Annotated in this window: 15 protein-coding genes; 10 read left to right on the forward strand and 5 right to left on the reverse strand. The window is 69.0% G+C overall.

Going from position 1 to position 19,517, the window contains the following annotated elements:
• Positions 1-2 precede the first annotated feature (2 nt).
• Complete coding sequence (locus GA0116996_RS09805; protein WP_092310037.1) at positions 3-1,013, forward strand: tripartite tricarboxylate transporter substrate binding protein; 1,011 nt, start codon at positions 3-5, stop codon at positions 1,011-1,013.
• Between the two features lie 27 nt (positions 1,014-1,040).
• On the opposite strand, the gene GA0116996_RS09810 is transcribed toward GA0116996_RS09805, so the two are convergent.
• Positions 1,041-2,537 carry a PQQ-dependent sugar dehydrogenase gene (locus GA0116996_RS09810; RefSeq protein ID WP_092310040.1) on the reverse strand — a complete coding sequence of 499 codons (1,497 nt, stop codon included), beginning with the start codon at positions 2,535-2,537 and terminating at the stop codon, positions 1,041-1,043.
• Between the two features lie 136 nt (positions 2,538-2,673).
• Between GA0116996_RS09810 and GA0116996_RS09815 the strand changes: the two genes are divergently transcribed.
• The gene (locus tag GA0116996_RS09815) at positions 2,674-3,318 is read left to right on the forward strand and encodes a uracil-DNA glycosylase family protein (protein ID WP_092310043.1); all 645 of its coding nucleotides are present in this window, start codon (positions 2,674-2,676) and stop codon (positions 3,316-3,318) included.
• A gap of 22 nt (positions 3,319-3,340) precedes the next feature.
• Here the strand turns inward: GA0116996_RS09815 and GA0116996_RS09820 are convergent, their stop codons facing one another.
• A complete protein-coding gene (locus GA0116996_RS09820; RefSeq protein ID WP_092310046.1) occupies positions 3,341-4,165 on the reverse strand; it encodes an IclR family transcriptional regulator in 825 nt (274 codons plus the stop codon).
• A gap of 131 nt (positions 4,166-4,296) precedes the next feature.
• Here GA0116996_RS09820 and GA0116996_RS09825 point away from each other — a divergent pair, with 131 nt between their 5' ends.
• The 3 genes from GA0116996_RS09825 to GA0116996_RS09835 all read left to right on the forward strand — a co-directional run bounded on the left by GA0116996_RS09825 (position 4,297) and on the right by GA0116996_RS09835 (position 8,219).
• Positions 4,297-5,952, forward strand: a complete 1,656-nt coding sequence (locus tag GA0116996_RS09825; RefSeq protein ID WP_092310049.1) for a GMC family oxidoreductase — start codon at positions 4,297-4,299, stop codon at positions 5,950-5,952.
• 129 nt (positions 5,953-6,081) lie between these two features.
• On the forward strand, positions 6,082-7,410 hold the full coding sequence (locus GA0116996_RS09830; protein WP_092310052.1) for an MFS transporter: 1,329 nt from the start codon (positions 6,082-6,084) through the stop codon (positions 7,408-7,410).
• Between the two features lie 77 nt (positions 7,411-7,487).
• Positions 7,488-8,219 carry a GntR family transcriptional regulator gene (locus tag GA0116996_RS09835; RefSeq protein ID WP_092310055.1) on the forward strand — a complete coding sequence of 244 codons (732 nt, stop codon included), beginning with the start codon at positions 7,488-7,490 and terminating at the stop codon, positions 8,217-8,219.
• Between the two features lie 13 nt (positions 8,220-8,232).
• Here GA0116996_RS09835 and GA0116996_RS09840 read toward each other — a convergent pair whose 3' ends face one another.
• Positions 8,233-8,961: a BON domain-containing protein gene (locus tag GA0116996_RS09840; protein ID WP_092310058.1), complete on the reverse strand. Its 729-nt coding sequence runs from the start codon at positions 8,959-8,961 to the stop codon at positions 8,233-8,235.
• Between the two features lie 158 nt (positions 8,962-9,119).
• On the reverse strand, positions 9,120-9,788 hold the full coding sequence (locus tag GA0116996_RS09845; RefSeq protein WP_092310062.1) for an alpha/beta hydrolase: 669 nt from the start codon (positions 9,786-9,788) through the stop codon (positions 9,120-9,122).
• A 478-nt stretch (positions 9,789-10,266) separates the two neighbouring features.
• Between GA0116996_RS09845 and GA0116996_RS09850 the strand changes: the two genes are divergently transcribed.
• From GA0116996_RS09850 to GA0116996_RS09875, 5 genes are all read left to right on the forward strand, one after another.
• Positions 10,267-12,732: a DUF3772 domain-containing protein gene (locus GA0116996_RS09850; protein WP_092310065.1), complete on the forward strand. Its 2,466-nt coding sequence runs from the start codon at positions 10,267-10,269 to the stop codon at positions 12,730-12,732.
• Positions 12,733-13,041: 309 nt separating this feature from the next.
• The gene (locus GA0116996_RS09860; RefSeq protein WP_092310067.1) at positions 13,042-13,929 is read left to right on the forward strand and encodes a LysR family transcriptional regulator; all 888 of its coding nucleotides are present in this window, start codon (positions 13,042-13,044) and stop codon (positions 13,927-13,929) included.
• A 57-nt stretch (positions 13,930-13,986) separates the two neighbouring features.
• A complete protein-coding gene (locus tag GA0116996_RS09865; protein WP_092310070.1) occupies positions 13,987-15,105 on the forward strand; it encodes an NAD(P)H-dependent flavin oxidoreductase in 1,119 nt (372 codons plus the stop codon).
• A 169-nt stretch (positions 15,106-15,274) separates the two neighbouring features.
• Positions 15,275-15,625, forward strand: a complete 351-nt coding sequence (locus GA0116996_RS09870) for a mechanosensitive ion channel protein MscS (RefSeq protein WP_092311174.1) — start codon at positions 15,275-15,277, stop codon at positions 15,623-15,625.
• Between the two features lie 11 nt (positions 15,626-15,636).
• Positions 15,637-16,221, forward strand: coding sequence for a methyltransferase domain-containing protein (locus GA0116996_RS09875; RefSeq protein ID WP_092310073.1), 585 nt, complete (start codon positions 15,637-15,639; stop codon positions 16,219-16,221).
• Between the two features lie 175 nt (positions 16,222-16,396).
• Here the strand turns inward: GA0116996_RS09875 and GA0116996_RS09880 are convergent, their stop codons facing one another.
• A complete protein-coding gene (locus GA0116996_RS09880; protein WP_092310076.1) occupies positions 16,397-19,513 on the reverse strand; it encodes an efflux RND transporter permease subunit in 3,117 nt (1,038 codons plus the stop codon).
• Positions 19,514-19,517 lie beyond the last annotated feature (4 nt).

Raw genomic sequence — 19,517 nt, forward strand, 5'->3', positions numbered from 1 at the left:
CCATGGCTACCCTGAACCGCCGCCGCTTCCTGCAACACGCCGGCCTTGCCGCCGGTGCTTCCGTACTGTCGGGTCTGCCGGCGTTTGCGGCCGATGCCTTTCCCGCCAAGGCCCTGTCGCTGGTCGTGCCTTATCCCGCCGGCGGCGCCAGCGACGCGTCGGCGCGCATCTTCGGCGAATCGATCAGCAAGAGCGTGCGCCAGCAGGTGGTGGTGGAGAACTACGGCGGCGGCACCGGGCTGATCGGCGCCAACAAGGTGCTGGCCGCGCCGGCCGACGGCTACACCTTCTTCCATGGCTCGATCAACGAGGTGTTCCTGGCGCCATTGCTGAACCCCGCGGCGCGCTACAAGCCGCAGGACTTTCTGCTGGCCGCGCCGATCAGCGACGCCAATATCGTGCTGATGGTGCGCAACGGCATCGCCGTGGACAGCCTGGACAAGTTCATCGAGTTCGCACGGCAGGGCAAGGGCAAGTCGCTGACCTACGCCACCGTCGGCATCGACTCGATCTATCACCTGATGGGCGATGCGCTGGCCGCGCGCCTGGGCGTGCCGTTCCTGCACGTGCCCTACAAGGGCGGCGCCCCGGCGCTGCAGGGACTGGCCGGCGGCGAGGTCGACTTTGCCATCCTGCCCTACCAGTCCAGCTTCGACAGCATGCAGCAGCAGGGCCGGCTGAAGATTCTGACCAGCTTCTCGCGGGCCTTGCCGCCCGCGCTCAAGTCGGTCCCGCTGATTTCGCAGAGCAAGCTGGTGCCGGATTTCGAATACACCATCGGCGGCGGCTATTTCGTCAGGCAAGGCACGCCGGCAGAGCGCGTGGCGGTGCTGCGCAAGGCCATCGGCGAAGCGCTGGCCAAGCCGGAGATCCGCGCGAAGCTTGAAGCGGAGGGCCGCACCGTGCTGCAGCCGATCGACAGCCAGGAACAGGCCAACCGGATGTTCGAGCAGTACCTGGCGCGCGTCAACAAGCTGATCCAGGGCGTCGGTCGCAAGACCAACGCGGCCTGAGGCGCAGCGACGCGCGGCGGCAAGGCATCAAGGCGTGCCGCCCGAGGCATCGATCCGGTAGACCCGCCCGCTGGTCGCGGACGTGCCCGGATCGGCCAGCACATAGAGCGCCTGCGCGCCATCCACGCCGAACGAGAACACGCTGCCCGGCACCGTGACGTTCCAGTCGACCGGCTCGGTGGCGGCGCCATCGCGGTACACGAAGCTCTGCAGCTTGCCGGTGCACAGATCGGAGTAGAAGTAGCGCCCCTGCAGCGCCGGGCTGGCGCTGCCGCGATACACGTAGCCGCCGACGATGGCACAGCCGCCTGCCTCGTGGCCGTACTCGAACACGGGCATGGTCAGCCCGCTCTTGTCGCAGGTAGCGGCGCCCACGCACGCGGTGCCTTCGGTCAGGTTCCAGCCGTAGTTCAGGCCCGCGCTGGTCGACGGTGCCACGTCGACTTCCTCGCGCTGCTCCTGGCCGACATCGGCGATATACAACGACGCGGCGTCGAACGAGAACCGCCACGGGTTGCGCAGCCCGAGCGCCCAGATCTCGCCGCGGCTGCCGGACTGGCCGAGCAACGGGTTGCCGGCCGGCACACCATAGCCCGTCGCGCCGCTGACATCGATGCGCAGCATCTTGCCGAGCAGCGTGGCGGCGTTCTGGGCATTGCCTGCCGGATCGCCGCCACCGCCGCCGTCGCCCGTGCCGATGTAGAGCATGCGGTCGGGGCCGAACGCGAGCTGGCCGCCGTTATGGTTGGAGAAGGTCGGATGCGGGATCGACAGCAGCACCGTGCCCGAGGCATCGGCGACGTCCGGATTCGCGGCCGAGACGTTGTAGCGGGCGATGGTGATGGCGCCGCCGGTGTCGGTGTAATAGACGTAGAAGCGGCCGTTGGCCGCATAGTCCGGATCGAACGCCATCGACAGCAGTCCGCGCTCGCCGTCGGTGGTGGTCAGCGCCTCAATATCGAGAAACGGCGTGGCCAGCAGCGCTCCGTCGCGCACGACGCGGATACGGCCGGCGCGCTCCACCACGAACAGGCGCGCATCGCCGGCGGGGGCGGTCAGGAAGATCGGCGCGGAGTAATCGCCGGGCATCTGCGTCAACGACAATTGCATCGATTCCGGCGCACCGTAGGCCACGCTGGCTGCAGCGCCCGTGCCCGCGGCTACCGCGACCACCTGCGTCGGCGGCTGCGGGCGGCGCAGCGCGCTGCCAGTCAGCACGCCGGCGGCGGCGACGGTATAGCTGCCGGGCGGCAGGTTGGACAACGTGGTTGACTGGACCACGGCCTGGCGGAACTGGCCCGGCCCCGATACCGTGACGGCAGCCGGGGTTCCGGACGGCAGGCCCGAGATCGCCAGCGTCAGCGAACCGTTGCCGCCACCACCGCCACCCCCACCGCCACCCCCGCCACCACCGCCGCCTGCGCCGACGCTTTCGCCTCCGCCACCACCGCCTCCGCAGGCTGCAAGTCCCAGGCAACAGGCGATGGCGAATCGGCGAAGCGCGTGTCGGAATGCGTCGGGCATGGCGGGCTCCTGTGACGGCCGGGGCACCGCCTGCCGGCAGCAGGGGCGCCTTGCCCTTGTAAAATACGTCATGCGCGCAGCATCGGCCAAACACTGCAGATCCGCTCGAAAGCGCGCATTCCGGACAACCTGAGCGATGCCAGCCAAGCCGCCCCCGCCTGACAAACCCCGGCGTCACCAACCCGCCGCGCTTGAATCCTTGCTGACCGAGGTACGCGCCTGCCGCGCCTGCGCGCAGCACCTGCCGCTGGGCCCGCGTCCGGTGGTGCGCGTCGGCGCCGGCGCGCGCATCCTGATCGTCGGCCAGGCGCCGGGAACGCGCGTGCACGAGACCGGCATTCCATGGAACGACGCCAGCGGCGAGCGGCTGCGGCAGTGGCTCGGCGTCGACGACGCCACCTTCTGCGATGCCTCGCAATTCGCCATCATCCCGATGGGCTTGTGCTATCCGGGCCGCGGCAAGGGTGGCGACAACCCGCCGCGCCCCGAATGCGCTCCCTTGTGGATGGACCGCTTGCTGGCGCAACTGCCCTCGATCGCGCTGACACTGCTGGTCGGCCAGTACGCGCAACGCCATTTCCTGGGGGCGCGGCGCAAGTCCACGCTGACCGAAACCGTCAGGGCATGGCAGGACTACGCGCCCGGCTTCATACCGCTGCCGCACCCATCGCCGCGCAACCAGCCGTGGTTCAAGCAGCATCCCTGGTTCGAGAGCGAGGTGTTGCCGATGTTAAGCGAGCGGGTTGCGCGGATCCTGCCGCATGGAAAGGCATCCGGCTGAACGCGCAGCGCCATAGCCCGGCTCACTGCCCGCACAGCACCGCCGCCATCTCCTGCGCCGCACCCTGCAGCGTCGGCACCGCCTGCAGCAGCGCTTCCAGCGAGGCCCGCGCCGTCGGCGCGTGACAGGCGATCGCGGCCACCACCCGGCCCGATCCGGCGCCGTCCGGTTCGCGCACCGGCACCGCCACCGCGCACATGCCGCGCACGAATTCCTCGTGATCGACACCGATGCCGCGCGCACCCAGCCGGTCCAGCTCGGCATTGAGTGCGGGCAGGTCGGACAGCGTGCGCGGCGTGTGCGCGGCGAGGTCCACGCGCCGCAGTGTCTGCTGGCGTTCCAGCCGGTTCATCGCTGACAGGAACAGCTTGCCGCTGGCAGTGCAATGCAGCGGCACATGGATGCCGGGCGACAGCTGCAGCCGCAGCGGCTCGTGGGTTTCCACGCGCTCCACGTACAGCACGCGGTCGCCGTCGAGCGCGGTCAGGTTGCAGGTTTCGCCCAGCCGCGCCACCAGCCGGGCCAGGATGCCGCGGCATTCGCGCAGCAGCGGCGGGCTGCGCAGCGTCTGCAGCGACAACGCCGCCGCGGCCGGCCCGGGCACATAACCGCGCTCGGCCGGCATCCGCACCACGAAGCCGCTGCGCTCCATCGCCGCCAGCAGGCGCATCAGCGTCGCCTTGGGCACATGCAGGCGCTGCGACAGCTGGGACAGCGTCTGCGGCTGCTGCGCCCGCGCCAGGCTGGACAGCACCGCCAGCACGCGCAGGCTGCGGGCATCCTCTTCCGGCACCCCGTCTTCTGCTGCAGTGCGATTCTGAAACGGCATTGTCATGTTCTGTTTCACAACCGGCGTCTCCTCGCGATTGGGCTTCCCATTCCGGGCCCGAAAAATAAAATCCGGAACAGAACGTTTCAAATTATAAATCCAAGCCGACGGGCCATGTGCTCGCCGGCCAGAAACAGGAGACAGCGACGATGTCGCAAACCGTTGACTACATCGTGGTAGGCGCCGGCTCGGCCGGATGCGTGCTGGCCAACCGGCTCAGCGAGGACGGCCGCCATTCGGTCTGCCTGCTCGAGGCGGGACCGCCCGACCGCTACCCGTGGATCCATATCCCGATCGGCTACGGCAAGACCATGTTCCACAAGCAGGTGAACTGGGGCTTCTATACCGATCCCGATCCCAACATGCTGAACCGCCGCATCTACTGGCCGCGCGGGCGCACGCTGGGCGGCAGCAGCGCCATCAACGGCCTGATCTACGTACGCGGCCAGCGCGAGGACTATGACCACTGGGCCGCGCTGGGCAATCCGGGCTGGGGCTGGGACGACTGCCTGCCCTACTTCCGCAAGCTCGAGAACAACGACCTCGGCGCCGGGCCGACGCGCGGTACCGAAGGCCCGCTCAATGCCACCTCGATCGACCGGCGCCATGCGCTGGTCGATGCCTTCATCGCCGCCGGCCAGGCGCTGGGCCTGCCGCGCCAGACCGACTTCAACGGCGGCGACCAGGAGGGCGTGGGCTACTACCAGCTGACCACCCGCAACGGCTGGCGCTGCTCCACCGCGGTGGCCTACCTGCGCCCTGCGCGGGGGCGCGCCAACCTGCGCGTGGAGACCGACGCGCATACCACCGGGATCCTGTTCGAAGGCAAGCGCGCCGTGGGCGTGCGCTACACCCAGCATGGCCAGCCCTATATCCTGCGGGCACGGCGCGAAGTGATCCTGTGCGCCGGCGCGCTGCAGTCGCCGCAGCTGCTGCAGTTGTCAGGCGTCGGGCCGGCGCCGCTGCTGCAGGAGTTGGGCGTACCGGTGGTGCATGCGCTGCCCGGCGTCGGCGAAAACCTGCAGGACCACCTGCAGGTCCGGCTGATCTACGAGGTAACCAAACCCATCACCACCAACGACCAGCTGCGCACGCTGGCCGGCAAGGCGCGCATGGGCCTGGAATGGCTGCTGCTGCGCAAGGGCCCGCTGGCGATCGGCATCAACCAGGGCGCGATGTTCTGCCGCGCCCTGCCGCACGAAAGCGCCACGCCGGACACGCAGTTCCATTTCTCGACGCTGTCGGCCGACATGGCCGGCGGTACAGTGCATCCGTTCTCGGGCTGCACCTATTCCGTGTGCCAGTTGCGCCCGGCGTCGCGCGGCACCGTGCGCATCCGCTCGACCGACCCGTTCGAGCCGCCGTCGATGCAGCCCAACTACCTGTCGGCCGAACTCGACCGGCGCTGCACCGTCGCGGCGGTGCGCTACGCCCGGCGCGTGGCGCAGACCGAGCCGATGCGCGGCCTGATGAAGCGCGAGTTCCGGCCGGGCGACGAGGTGCGCAGCGACGACGAGATCCTGCACTTCTGCCGCGAGTACGGCGCCACCATCTTCCATCCGTCGGGTACGGCAAAAATGGGCCTGGCCGCCGATCCGCTGGCGGTGGTCGATGCGCGCCTGCGCGTGCATGGCGTTGGCGGGCTGCGCGTGGTGGACTGCTCGGTGATGCCCACGCTGGTATCGGGCAACACCAACGTGCCGGTGGTGATGATGGCCGAGCGCGCGGCAGACCTGATCCGTGAAGACGCGCGGCGCGAGATCCACCACGCCGACGTTGCGGCCCCGATGGCCGCGGCAGCCTGAAGCCGAAGCAACCTGAAGCGGCAAACCGGCGGGGCCAGGCATCGATAACCACCCGGCCTGGCCTCGCAGCGCATCGGCGTCCATAACCATCCTTCCAGAGGACGCCGCCCACCACCAGAGGAGACAAGCATGACTAGCCCCAACGAACAGGCGATCCGCAAGGTCGCGCTGGCGTCCGTGATCGGCGCCACCATCGAGTGGTATGACTTCTTCCTGTACGGCGTGGTCGCCGGCCTGGTCTTCAACAAGCTGTACTTCCCCGGCGATGACCCGCTGGTGGCCACCATGCTGGCCTACACCACCTTCGCCGTGGGCTTTGTCACGCGCCCGCTCGGCGGCGTGATCTTCGGCCACTTCGGCGACAAGGTCGGGCGCAAGAGCATGCTGGTGATGACGCTGATGATCATGGGCGTCTCCACCTTCCTGATCGGCCTGGTGCCCACCTATGACAGCATCGGCATCCTGGCGCCGGTGCTGTTGCTGCTGCTGCGCGTGCTGCAGGGCATCGGCCTGGGCGGCGAATGGGGCGGCGCGGTGCTGATGGCGTACGAGTACGCGCCGCCGCACCGGAAGGGCTTCTACGCGTCGCTGCCGCAGATCGGGCTGGCGATCGGGCTGTGCCTGGCCTCCGGCGTGGTGGCGCTGCTGTCGCTGACCCTGTCGGATGCGCAGTTCCTGGCCTGGGGCTGGCGCGTGGCGTTCCTGATCTCGGCGGCGATGGTGTTCGTCGGCATGTATATCCGGCTCAACGTGAAGGAAACGCCGGAATTCGCCGAGGTCAAGCAGCGCAATGCCGAAACGCAGATTCCCTTTGTCGACATGATGCGGCGCTACCCCGGCAATATCGTCAAGGGCATGGGCGCGCGCTATATCGACGGCGTCTTCTTCAACATCTTCGGCGTGTTCTCGATCACCTACCTGACGCAGACCGTCAATATCAGCCGCACGCAGGCGCTGGTCGGGGTGATGGCGGCTGCGATCGCGATGTGCTTCTTCATCCCGTTGTTCGGCCACCTGTCCGACCGCATCGGCCGCACGCGGGTGTATTTCTGGGGTGCGCTGATCACCGCGCTGTCGGCCTTCCCCGCGTTCTGGCTGATGCTGAACAGCGGCGGCAACACCATGCTGCTGTGGCTGGCGATCGTGGTGCCGTTCGGCATTCTCTACGCCGCGGTCTACGGGCCGGAGGCGGCGCTGTTCTGCGAGCTGTTCGATGCCAAGGTGCGCTACACCGGGATCTCGTTCGTCTACCAGTTCTCGGGCATCTTCGCTTCCGGCATCACGCCCATCATCGCCACGGCGCTGCTCAAGTCGGGCGGCGGACAACCGTGGCAGATCTGCGCCTACGTCGCGTTCGCGGGGGTGGTGTCGGCGCTGTCGGTGGCGCTGATCGGGCGAGGCGCGGGCGCCCGGGCGCCGCGCGAAAGCGGCGTGCCGCTGCGCGGCCCGGCGCGCTGAGCGCAAGGGCGGCGGCCGCCGTTGCGGCAGGCCGGCAATGTCTTAGAATGGCACCACGCTAATGACAGGGACATTGCATGCAACCTTCGGACGGCACCGGCGGCACCGGCACTCCTGCCGCCCCGCTTCTGCCCAAGGTGGTGCGCCAGCGGCTGCACGACACCGTGGTCGACCACCTGCGCAACTTCATCGTCGAAGGGGTGCTGGCGCCCGGCATGAAGCTGAACGAGCGCGAACTGTGCGAAACGCTGGGGATCTCGCGCACGCCGCTGCGCGAGGCGCTCAAGGTGCTCGCCGCCGAGGGGCTGATCGAGATCTCGCCCAACCGCGGCGCCAGCGTCTCGCGCATGAGCGAGGCCGAGGCGTGGGAGGCGTTCGAGCTCATGAGCGGCCTGGAGGCCTTTGCCGGCGAGCTGGCTTGCGAGCGCATCACCGGGCCGGAACTGGCCGAGATCAAGGCGCTGCATTACGCCATGCTGGCCTGCCATGCGCGCAATGACCTGCCCGGCTACTACAGCCGCAACCAGGAAATCCACGACCGCATCGCCGCGGCGGCGCGCAACCAGACCCTGCTGCAGACCTACCTGACGCTGAACCGGCGGCTCAAGGCGATGCGCTTCCGCTCCAACCACCAGACCGACAAGTGGGACCGCGCGGTGCACGACCACGAAGAAATGATCCGGGCGCTGGAAGCCCGCGACGGCAAGCGGCTGGCGTCGATCCTGCGCCAGCACCTGCTGGAGAAGCGCGCCGCGGTGATGCAGATCCACCCGGATCCGGCCAGCGCGCCTGCCGTGCCCAACGCCTGAGCGCGGCGTCTGGTCAGCGCCGCGTCGCCAGGATGCGGTAACCGCGGCTGCAATGCTCCTGCGCCGCGGCGCGGGCTTCATCCGGATCGTCGAACAAGCCGGCCTGGGCAATTCCCGGCACCAGCACGGCCTCGCCGGATTCCGCGCCGAGGAAGCGCCCGTCGCGAGACTGGACGATATACAGCACGTCCGCCCCAACCTCTCCCACCGGCTGGCGCCAGCCGGCAGCCTGGCCCAGGCGCCGCTGTCCGGGCACGCTGCCGGCGGCGGTGTCCTGCTGCCCGTCGTCCGTGCCGCCCGCGCGGCGCGCCACATGCAGGTTGTTGCGCACCTCATTGACGCCCAGCACGTCTTCGGCCAGCTCTTCAATGCGGTACTTGATGCCGCGGTCGGCCACGGTGCCGGTCAGCGTGACGATGCCCGAGCCGACGTCGACGGTGACGTCCGAGACGTCGTCGTCGGCGTGCGCCAGCCGTTCGCACAGGTCGTCGCGGATGCGCGTGTCGGTGCGGTGGTAGTTCTTGGGCAGGCGGCGCGATGCGGTCCGCGCCGGGATGCCGGGACGGTACTGGTCTTCCGGACCCTCGCCGTCTTCCGTGCCATAGCGGGCCTGCCCGTAGCCAAAGCCCGCGCCGCCCGGATTGCCGCTGCGCCAGTGGTGTGCCTGGCGGCTGTCGCCGGGCTCGCCATAGCCGCGGTTGCGCCACGTTTCCCTGATTTCCGACGGTGGATAGTCTTTCATGGATTGCCTCCGATCTGGACGCGTGTCGTGCGCCGTGTCTGCTATCGGTAGCATCATCCATGCCTCGCGCCGTGCCTGGCGGCACTCGGCTACAACACGCGGCACGACGCCGGCCAGACCGCCGCCGTGCCGCGCGAGCGCGGGCAGAATCGAAGTTTTTACACGGTTGTGCCGGACCCGGGCCGGTCGAGGTAGCCGCCGACGATGCGCACCAGCAGCGGCAGCTTGCCGGTGAAGAAGTGATCCGCGCCCGGCACCACCACTACCGGCAACGCCTGCGGCCGGGCCCAGTCGAACAGCGCGGCCAGTTGCGCGCGCTCGTCGTGCTCGCCATGGACCACCAGGCAATCGGCCGGCACGGCCGGGGTGTCATAGCTGCGATGGCCTTTCACCACGCCGTAGGGGGTGCCTGCCAGCACCAGGTGGCGGATCGGCACGGACTGAGCCACCAGTGCCGCGGCCACATGGGTCATGACGAAGGCACCGAAGGAGAACCCTGCCAGCGCCAGCGGCAGGCCGGGATGCGACGCGCGCAGGTGCGCGATCACCGCCAGCATGTCCTGCGCCTCGCCCCGGCCCTGGTCATGGGCGCCGCCCGAGCCCTCCACGCCACGGAAATTCGGCCGCACGGCCAGGTAGCCGCGCGCCACCAGCGCCTTGGCCAGCTGGTGCGGCACCTTGTGCGTGGCCGAGCCGCCCAGCAACGGATGCGGGTGGCCCACCACGGCAATGCCGAGCGGATCGCCTTTTGGTCGGTCGACCAGCATTTCAATCGGCCCGGCGTCGCCGTCGAGCCTGGTCTTTTCGGTGCCTGACGCAACCGCCATGCGTTCTCCAGAAGATGTTGAGTGACGATGTTTAGTAACCAAGGCAATGCGGGCCGCGCATGGCCCGAAGCCCGTGATGTTACTGCGATGACGGCGAGCATGCCGACGGCGGCCGCGCCGGCGCCACGGGCATGGATGCGTATCAATTTGTCACAGTGTGCCCGATCCGCCGCTGCATCCGCCGGTGTGGCGGAAGCGCTTTCCTATAATTTCGCGAATCGCGGCAGGGCCGGTTGCACCGGTCCCGTCACCCGCGGCCAGCTGCCGGTGCCCTCGCGTGGGCGCATCGGGCCTGGCCGGACAATACGCCGAGAGGATCGCCAGCGAGCGGCAATCCCCTCGCCTGTTCATTGCCGGTGTCCCGGCCGTTCCCGCATCCGGTCGCCGCGCCGCATCCTGGCTGATGCCGGCGCGACAGGCGATCCCGCATGTCGATGCCGGAGCGCCGCAAGCCGTCACCGTCCGACGAGATTCCGCCATGAGCAACGTTTCACGGCTCGCACTGGGCCTTGCGCTCGCAGCGCTATGCCACCTGATGCCAGCCACCCTGCCGGCCGCGATCGCGGCGCCGGCATCCGAGGCCGCCTCCGCCACCGAGGCACAGCAGCCCCCCGCCCTCACGCACGCCGAAGCCACCGCCGAACTCAAGCGCCTGCAGACTGAGCAGGACCGCATCAAGCAGCAGGCCTCCGACCCCGACGGCACCACCAAGCTGGACGAGCTCGACCACGACCTGCACAAGCTCGATGCCGACGTCGACAGCCTGAGTGCCGCGCTGGCGCCGCAGCGCAACCAGCTGCAGGCGCAGCTCGACGTGCTGGGCCCGCCGCCGTCGGATGGCATCACCAAGGAGGCCCCGGCGGTGGTGCGGCAGCGCGCCGAACTGAACGCGCGGCGCCTGCAGCTCGATGCGCAGCTCAAGCAGGCGGCCGAGAGCAAAGAGAACATCGCCAACCTGAACGGCCAGATCGCACGGCTGCAGCGCAGCCAGATGAAAGACCAGCTGGCGCTGCGCTCCGACAGCATCCTGAACCCGCAGTTCTGGAAGCCGATGGTCAGCCCCGCCGCCGAGGACCGCGCGCGCATGGCGGCGTTCCTGGACCAGGTGGTGCCGATGGTGCAGCTGGCCTGGCAGCCGTCGCAGCGCGCCGCCACCATCGCCCTGCTGCTGCTCGCGCTGGGCGTGTGGCTGCTGGGCAAGCGCCTGGCCGAACGCGCGCTGGCCTGGTTCTGCCTGAACAAGCTGCCCCCGACCCGGCTGCGGCGCAGTGCGCTGGCGCTGGCCACCACCATCGCGACGGTGGCGACCACGGGGCTGGCGGTGCAGATCGTCTACAACGCCTTCACCCGCAACTATGAACTGCCGCCGGACCTGATGACGCTGTACGGCGGGCTGGTCAAGCTGACCCTGACCAGCGCCCTGATCGCGGGCCTCGGGCGCGCGCTGCTGTGCACGCGCCACCCGTCCTGGCGGCTGCCCGCGCTGGCCGATCCCGTGGCGCGGGCGATGAAGCCGTTCCCCGCGGTGCTGGCCGGGCTGTTGCTGCTGGCCGGCACGCTGGAACAGCTCAACCGCATTGCCGATACCAGCGTGCAGGTCACGCTGCTGGGGCGCGGCCTGGTCTCGCTGGTAGTGGTGCTGACCATCGGCGCGGCGCTGCTGCGCGCCAACCGCGTGCGCAACGAGCTGGCCGCCGCCGGCGAGCAGCCCGAGGCGCGCGCCACGCTGGCGGGCCTGATCCACGCCGGCGTCACGCTGATCGTGATCGTGTCGATGGTGGCGCTGCTGGCGGGCTATATCAGTTTTGCGCGCTTCCTGACCTATGAGCTGGTCTGGTTCGACATCGTGCTGTGCAGCCTGTACCTGCTGACCCAGGTCACGCGCGACCTGTTCGAAAGCCTGTTCTCGACCCAGCACACCAGCGGCCAGGTGATCAAGCAGCTGTTCGGCGTCGACGATGCGCGCCTGGAGCAGGCCGCCACCATCCTGTCCGGCATCGGCGCCAGCCTGTTGCTGCTGCTGGCCGTGGTGGCGCTGCTGACCGGCGGCTTCGGCACCACCCCCGCCGACCTGGTCGACAGCCTGGTCACCGTGCTGGGCGGCGAAAAGCTGCGCAGCCTGAACATCATGCCCGAGCGCATCCTCAATGCGCTGGTCGCGCTGGGGGTGGGCATCTGGCTGCTGCGCACGGTGCGGCGCTGGCTGGATGCGGAGCTGCTGCCCAAGCTGTGCATGGAGCCCGGGCTGCGCGCGTCGCTGATCACGCTGTTCAGCAATGTCGGCTACGTGCTGCTGGTGCTGCTGACGCTGTCGCTGCTGGGCGTGCGCTGGGACAACCTGGCGTGGATCGTCAGTGCGCTGTCGGTCGGCATCGGCTTCGGCCTGCAGGAGATCGTGAAGAACTTCGTGTCGGGGCTGATCCTGCTGACCGAGCGTCCGGTCAAGGTGGGCGACATGGTCAGCATCGCCGGCGTCGAGGGCGACATCCGCCGCATCAACGTGCGCGCCACCGAGATCCAGCTGGGCGACCGCTCCACGGTGATCGTGCCCAACTCGCAGCTGATCTCGCAGAACCTGCGCAACGTCACCATGAGCAACAGCACCCAGGGGGTCGCCTCGCTGCAGCTCACCTTCCCGCTGAACACCGACCCCGAGCAGCTGCGCGACCTGCTGCTCGACGTCTACCGCGAGAACGAAAGCATCCTCGATGTGCCCGCCCCCTCGGTGATGTTCAGCCAGCTGGCGCCCAACGGCATCACGCTGTCGGTGACCGGCTATGTCGGCAGCCCGCGCATCGCCGCGAATACTCGCAGCGACCTGCTGTTCGAGATCCTCAAGCGACTGCGCGCCGCGGGCATCTCGCTGTCGGTGCCGCAGTCGCTGCGGCTGGAGAACATGCCGCCGCTCGGGCCGGAACCGGAGCGCGCGCTGGCGACCGGCTGATGGCCGGCGGCAGTGCCGCCCTGCCAATCATCGCCGCTACAACGCGGGCTCCCCCGCGGCGGCGGCGTCCACCGCCAGCGCCACCAGCCAGCGGCGAATCACCTGCTCTTCCTGCGCCGTCAGGCCCGCCGCGAGGCCGGCCTCCTTGGCCATGACCCGTTCGCGGCACTGGCGCCGGCCTGAAGCGACGCCGCCGGCGCACGGCGCGGCTGTACTGGCTATTCTCTTGGAAAGATTGTTTGTTTTGTTATATTCTCCGAACGAGAATATCCAACTGACCTCTTTTCCGCCTGCCGCGCCCGAACGCCGATGGAACTGGCTGAACTCGAAATCTTCCGCGCCGTAGCCACCGAGCAAAGCATTACCCGCGCCGCGCGCCTGCTGGACCGGGTGCAGTCCAACGTCACCACGCGCGTCAAGCAGCTGGAAGAAGCGCTCGGCGTGGCGCTGTTCCAGCGCGACAGCAAGCGCATGCTGCTGACGCCCGAGGGTCACCGGCTGCTCGCCTATGCCAACCAGATGCTGGCGCTGGCCGAAGAAGCGCGGCAGTCGGTGCAGGGCGCCGCGCCGTCGGGCCGGCTGCGCATCGGCACCATGGAAAGCGCCGCCGCCAACCGCCTGCCGATGCCGCTGGCGCGCTTCCACGCGGCCTGGCCCGGCGTGGAAATCGAGATCCGCACCGGCACCACGCGCGCGCTGGTCGATGCCGTGCTCGACCACCGGCTGGACTGCGCCGTGGTCGCGCACCCGGGCGAAGGGCCGGCGCGCGCGGCCGACATGGATGAACTCGCTCCCGGCCTGGAAGGCACCTACCTGTTCACCGAACACCTGCAACTGGTGCTGCCCGGCAGCCATCCCAAGGCGCGCGGGCCGCAGGACGTGGCGTTGCGCCGCCTCGCCGCCTTCCCGAAGGGCTGCACCTACCGCCAGTGCGCCGAAGCCTGGCTGGCGCAGGGCAGCGACGACATGCGCCAGCGCCTGGCCATCACCGAGATGCCGTCGTACCACGCCATGCTGGCCTGCGTCAGCGCCGGCACCGCGATGGCGATCCTGCCCCGCTCGCTGCTGGCGCTGCACCGCGACGCGGTCGACGTGCAGACCGTGCCGGTGCGCGCGGTGCACACCTATATCGTCAAGCGTGCCGGCTATGCCACGCACGCCTTCGACGCCTTCGTGCGCGAACTGCGCGACGGCTGACCCTGCCGTTCCTCCTCGCCGCACCATCGCCATCGAATCTTGCCAAGGAGCGCCAAATTGACCCAGACCACCCCAATCGCTGACCGGCTGCCGCTGTTGCGCAGGCTTGGCATCCGCACCCCGATCATCCAGGCACCCATGGCCGGTGTCAGCACACCCGCGCTGGCCGCGGCCGTCACCAATGCCGGCGGACTGGGTTCGCTCGGCGTTGGCGCCATGGATGCCGAAGCCGCGCGCAAGGCCATCCGCGAGACCCGCGCACTGACCAGCGGCCCGTTCAACGTCAACGTGTTCTGCCATGCGCCGGCCGTCGCCGATGCCGCGCGCGAGCAGGCGTGGCTGGCCTACCTTGCGCCACGCTTTGCCGAATTCGGCGCCACCCCGCCGGCGGCGCTGCGCGAGATCTACCGCAGCTACGTCACTGACGATGCCATGCACGCGATGCTGCTGGAAGAACGCCCGGCAGTGGTCAGCTTCCATTTCGGACTGCCCGATGCGGGCCGGATCCGCGCGCTGCGCGACGCCGGCATCGTGCTGCTGGCCAGCGCCACCTCGCTCGATGAGGCGCGCGCGATCGAGGCGGCGGGCATCGACGCGATCGTCGCGCAGGGCATCGAGGCCGGCGGCCATCGCGGCGTGTTCGACCCGTCCGCCGTCGACGAGGGACTGGGCACCTTCGCGCTGGTGCGCATGCTGGCGACCCAGACCCGCCTGCCGGTGATCGCCGCGGGCGGCATCATGGACGGCGCCGGCATCGCCGCGGCGCTGGCGCTCGGCGCGCATGCGGCGCAGCTCGGCACCGCGTTTATTGCCTGCCCCGAGACCGTGGCCGACGGCCCCTACCGCGAGGCGCTGCTGCAGGCGCGCAAGCGTCCGACCGTGCTGACGCGGGCCATTTCCGGCCGCCATGCCCGCGGCCTGGCCAACCGCTTCACCGAGCTGGGTGCGGCAGCCGGCGCGCCCGCCACGCCTGACTATCCGACCGCCTACGACGCCGGCAAGGCCTTGCACGCCGCCGCCAAGGCGCGCGGCAGCGCCGACTTTGCCGCGCAGTGGGCCGGCCAGGCGGTGCCGCTGGCCCGGGCACTGCCGGCGGCGGAGCTGGTCGCCGCGCTGGCGAGTGAACTCGCCGCCAGCGCGCGCGGGCTGGGGGAGCTGGCCGAAACACTCGGATAAGCGGTTTCGGACACGGTCGTCTTAGCGCGTCTTACACCAGGTTAAAAAAGGCGGGTCTTAAAAGCCGCGGTTACAAAGCTAACAAGTCGACCCGGGGCCGGAAACACCTTGATCGCCGCTTTGCGTCCATCATTCAGGAACACAAGCTGTGCATGACAAGGAGTCCGAAATGCGCCCCTCCACCCGCATCGTCGCCGCGGCGGTCCTGGCCGCGACCCTGGTAGCCGCCGGTTCCGCCTCCGCGCGCGGCCGGCACCACCACCATGGCGGCTCCAACGCCGGCGCCGTGCTGGCGGTCGGCGCGCTGGCCGGCCTGGCGCTGGGCGCCATGCTGGCCTCGGGACCGGTGGTGGCGGCACCGGTGGCGCCGCCGCCCGTCACCTACGCCCCCGCGCCGGTCTCGTACGCGGCGCCGGCGGTGCCGCCGGGCTATTGCTACAGCGACTACGACCGCGCCTACGTGCCGTGCGGACCGCAGCCTTCCGGCTACTACCGCGAGGCGCCGTACTACGGCTACTGAGACCTGCCGCGATGCCGGTCGACCGCGACTATTTCGCCGGCCTGTACGGCCGCAACGAGGATCCCTGGGGCATCGGCACGCGCTGGTACGAAGCGCGCAAGCGCGCCCTGCTGCTGGCCACGCTGCCGCGCGAGCGCTTCGCCCGCGCCTTCGAGCCCGGCTGCGGCGGCGGCCACCTGAGCGTGGCGCTGGCGCCGCGCTGCGATGCGCTGGTGGCAATGGAACTGGCCGAGAGCGCAGCCGAGCAGGCGCGGCAACGACTGGCCCCGTTCCCGCACGCACGTGTGCTGACCGGCGAGTTGCCGCAGCAGTGGCCGGAGGGCAGCTTCGACCTGATGGTGTTCTCCGAACTGGGCTACTACTTTCCCAAGCCTGACTGGCACGAGGTCGCGGCCATGGCCGCGCGCGCGCTGGCCGATGACGGCGTCATCGTCGCCTGCCATTTCCGGCATCCGTTCGCCGAGCAGCAGATTACCGCCCAGGCGGTGCATGACGCGATCGGCGCGCAGCGCGGGCTGTACCGGCATATCCGGCACGAGGAGCCGGATTTCGTGCTGGAACTGTGGACGCGGCAGCTGGAGATGCGGCTGGCGTAGGCGGTCGCGTCGACGGGAAAAGAAAAAACGCCCCATGCAAGTAGCGACTTGCATGGGGCGTTGTCTTTGGCGCCGTTCCCAGGCACACCGGTCCTTGATCGACCGCCGGGGTACTCCCTCTCCCGCTTGCGGGAGAGAGGAGCAAACCCGCGGGAAGGTGAAGGCAATCGCTGCCTTACACCGGCACATCCCGCGTCGGATCCGGCTTGCGGTCATCAAACCAGCGGTACAGGGTCGGCACCATCACCAGCGTCAGCAGCGTCGACGTGATCAGCCCCCCGATCACCACCACCGCCAGCGGCCGCTGGACTTCAGAGCCGGGGCCGGTCGAGAACAGGAACGGCACCAGGCCCAGCATGGCGATGGTCGCGGTCATCATCACCGGGCGGAAACGCTGGGTCGCGCCCTGCACCACCGCCTCGTCGAGCGACAGGCCCGAATCGCGCAGCGTGCGGATATACGACACCAGCACCACCCCGTTCAGCACCGCCATGCCCCACAGCGCGATAAAGCCCACCGACGCCGGCACCGACAGGTACTCGCCGGTGACGAACAGCCCGATGATGCCGCCGATCGATGCGAACGGCAGCACCGTGATGATCAGCGTGGCGAAGCGCAGCGAGTTGAACAGCAGGAACAGCAGGAAGAAGATCGCGGCGATGGTGACCGGCACGATGATCTTCAGGTGGCCCATGGCGCGTTCCATGTTCTGGAACTGGCCGCCCCACTCGAGGTAGTAGCCTTCGGGCAGCTTGACCTTGGCGTCGGCGGCCTGCTGCAGCTCGGCGACGAAGCCGCCGAGGTCGCGGTCCTTCACGTTGATCATCACCACCACGCGGCGCTTGGCCATTTCGCGGCTGATCTGCGCGGGACCGTCGTTGACCTCGATGCGCGCCACGCTCTGCAGCGGCACCTGCATGCCGTCGGGCGTGTTCACCAGCAGCTGGCGGATGGCCTGCACGTTGTTGCGGAAGTCTTCCGGCAGGCGCACGGCGGCGGCAAAGCGGCGCTCGCCCTCGAAGATGTCGGTGGCGCGCTTGCCGCCGATGGCGATCTCGATCACGTCGTGGATATCCGACACGTTGAGGCCGTAGCGCGCAATCGCCTGGCGGTCGATCTCGATCGACAGGTACTGCTGGCCCGACACGCGCTCGATGCGGATATCCTGCGAGCCCTGGATGCCGCCGGCGACGCGGGCGATCTCGCCCGCCAGCTCGCGCAGCTTGTCCAGGTCGTCGCCGAACACCTTCACCGCCACGTCGGAGCGCACGCCACTCACCATTTCGTCAACGCGGTCCGAGATCGGCTGCGCCATCACGATCTGCACGCCCGGAATGGCCTTGAGCTTTTCGCGGATGGCATTGGCGATATCGTCCTGGGTCCAGCCGTCGGGCCACTCGTCGCGGTCCTTCAGGCTGGCGATCGGGGTCGATTCGTTCTGGCCCTGCGGGTCCGCCGGGCTTTCGCCGCGGCCCACGCCCGACACCACCGACTTCACGCCCGGCACGCCCAGCACCAGCTTGTTGGCCTCCTTCTCCAGCTTGATCGACTCTTCCAGCGAGATGTTCGGCACGCGGTCGATCGCGGGCACGATCGAGCCTTCCTTCATCTCCGGAATGAACGAGGTACCGAGCAGCGGCACGATCAGCAGCGTGGCGACGAAGGCGCCGACCGCGCTGAGCACGGTCTTGCGGCTGTTGCCCAACGCCCAGTGCAGCAGGCGCAGGTAATGGCGCTTCATGAAGGCGATCAGGAAGGTGTCATGCTCGGCCCCGCCCTTGAGCAGGTACGACGACAGCACCGGCGACAGCGTCAGCGACAGGAACAGCGAGATCGCCAGCGCAATCGAGATGGTGAACGCCAGCGGCGCGAACATCTTGCCTTCCATGCCCGACAGCGTCATCAGCGGCAGGAACACCAGGATGATGATGCCCACGCCCACGATCACCGGCGTGGCCACTTCCTGCACTGCCTTGACCAGGATCTCGGTCTTGGTCAGTCCGGGCTCCTTGTGGCCGAGCCGCTCGAACGCGTTCTCGACCACCACCACCGAGCCGTCGACCATCAGGCCGATGGCGATCGCCAGCCCCCCCAGTGACATCAGGTTGGCCGACAGCCCCGCCTCGTTCATCACCATGAAGGTCAGCAATGGCGTCAGCACCAGCGTGGCCAGCACGATGATCGACGAACGCACGTCGCCCAGGAACAGGAACAGCACGATCACCACCAGCACCACGCCTTCGAGCAGCACCTTGGTCACGGTCCACAGGGCCGCGTCGACCAGTTCGCTGCGGTCGTAGTACGGCACGATCTGCAGCTTGCCCGGCAGCATGCCGCGCTCGTTGATCTCGGCCACGCGGGCCTTGACGCGGCTGACCACTTCCTTGGCATTGCCGCCGCGCATCATCATGACGATGCCGCCGACCGCCTCGGTCTGGCCGTTCTTGACCAGCGCGCCCTGGCGCACCTCATGGCCGATGGTGACGTTGGCCACGTCGCGCAGGTAGACCGGCGTACCGTTGACTTCCTTCAGCACGATGCTGCCGAGGTCGTCGACGCCCTTGGCCAGGCCGACGCCGCGGATCAGGTACTGCTCGGCGTAGTGCGGCAGCACGCCGCCGCCGGAGTTGGCGTTGTTGCGCGCCAGCGCCTCGTAGACCTGCTGGATCGACACACCGTAATGGCGCATGCGCTCCGGGTTGACCAGCGCCTGGTACTGGCGCACGTAGCCGCCCTGCGAGTTGATCTCGGCCACGCCGGGAATCGAGCGCAGCAGCGGACGCACCACCCAGTCCTGGGCGATGCGGCGCTCGGCCAGCTCTTCCTGGGTCAGTTCGCGGTTGCCGTCGTCGGCGCGGTCCAGCGTGTACTGGTAGACCTCGCCCAGGCCGGTCGAGACCGGCCCCAGCACGGGCGTGACGCCCTCGGGCATGCGCCCGCCCACTTCGATCAGGCGCTCCATCACCAGCTGGCGCGCGAAGTACACGTCGGTGGCATCGGTGAACACCAGCGTGATCAGCGACAGGCCCGCCTTGTTCAGCGAGCGCATCTCTTCCAGCCCGGGCAGGCCGGTCATGGCCATTTCCACCGGCACGGTGACAAAGCGCTCCACTTCCTCGGGCGAGCGGCCCGCGGCCTCGGTGGCGATCTGCACCTGCACGTTGGTCACGTCCGGGAACGCATCCACCGACAGCTTGGTGGCAGCGCGCAGGCCGAAGAAGAACAGCACCACGGCAAGGACGCACACCACCAGCCGCTGCTTGATGGCGGCTTCGACTAGGGATTTCATCATGGTC

Origin of the sequence: Cupriavidus alkaliphilus (genome assembly GCF_900094595.1) — a bacterium.
Lineage (GTDB): Bacteria > Pseudomonadota > Gammaproteobacteria > Burkholderiales > Burkholderiaceae > Cupriavidus > Cupriavidus alkaliphilus.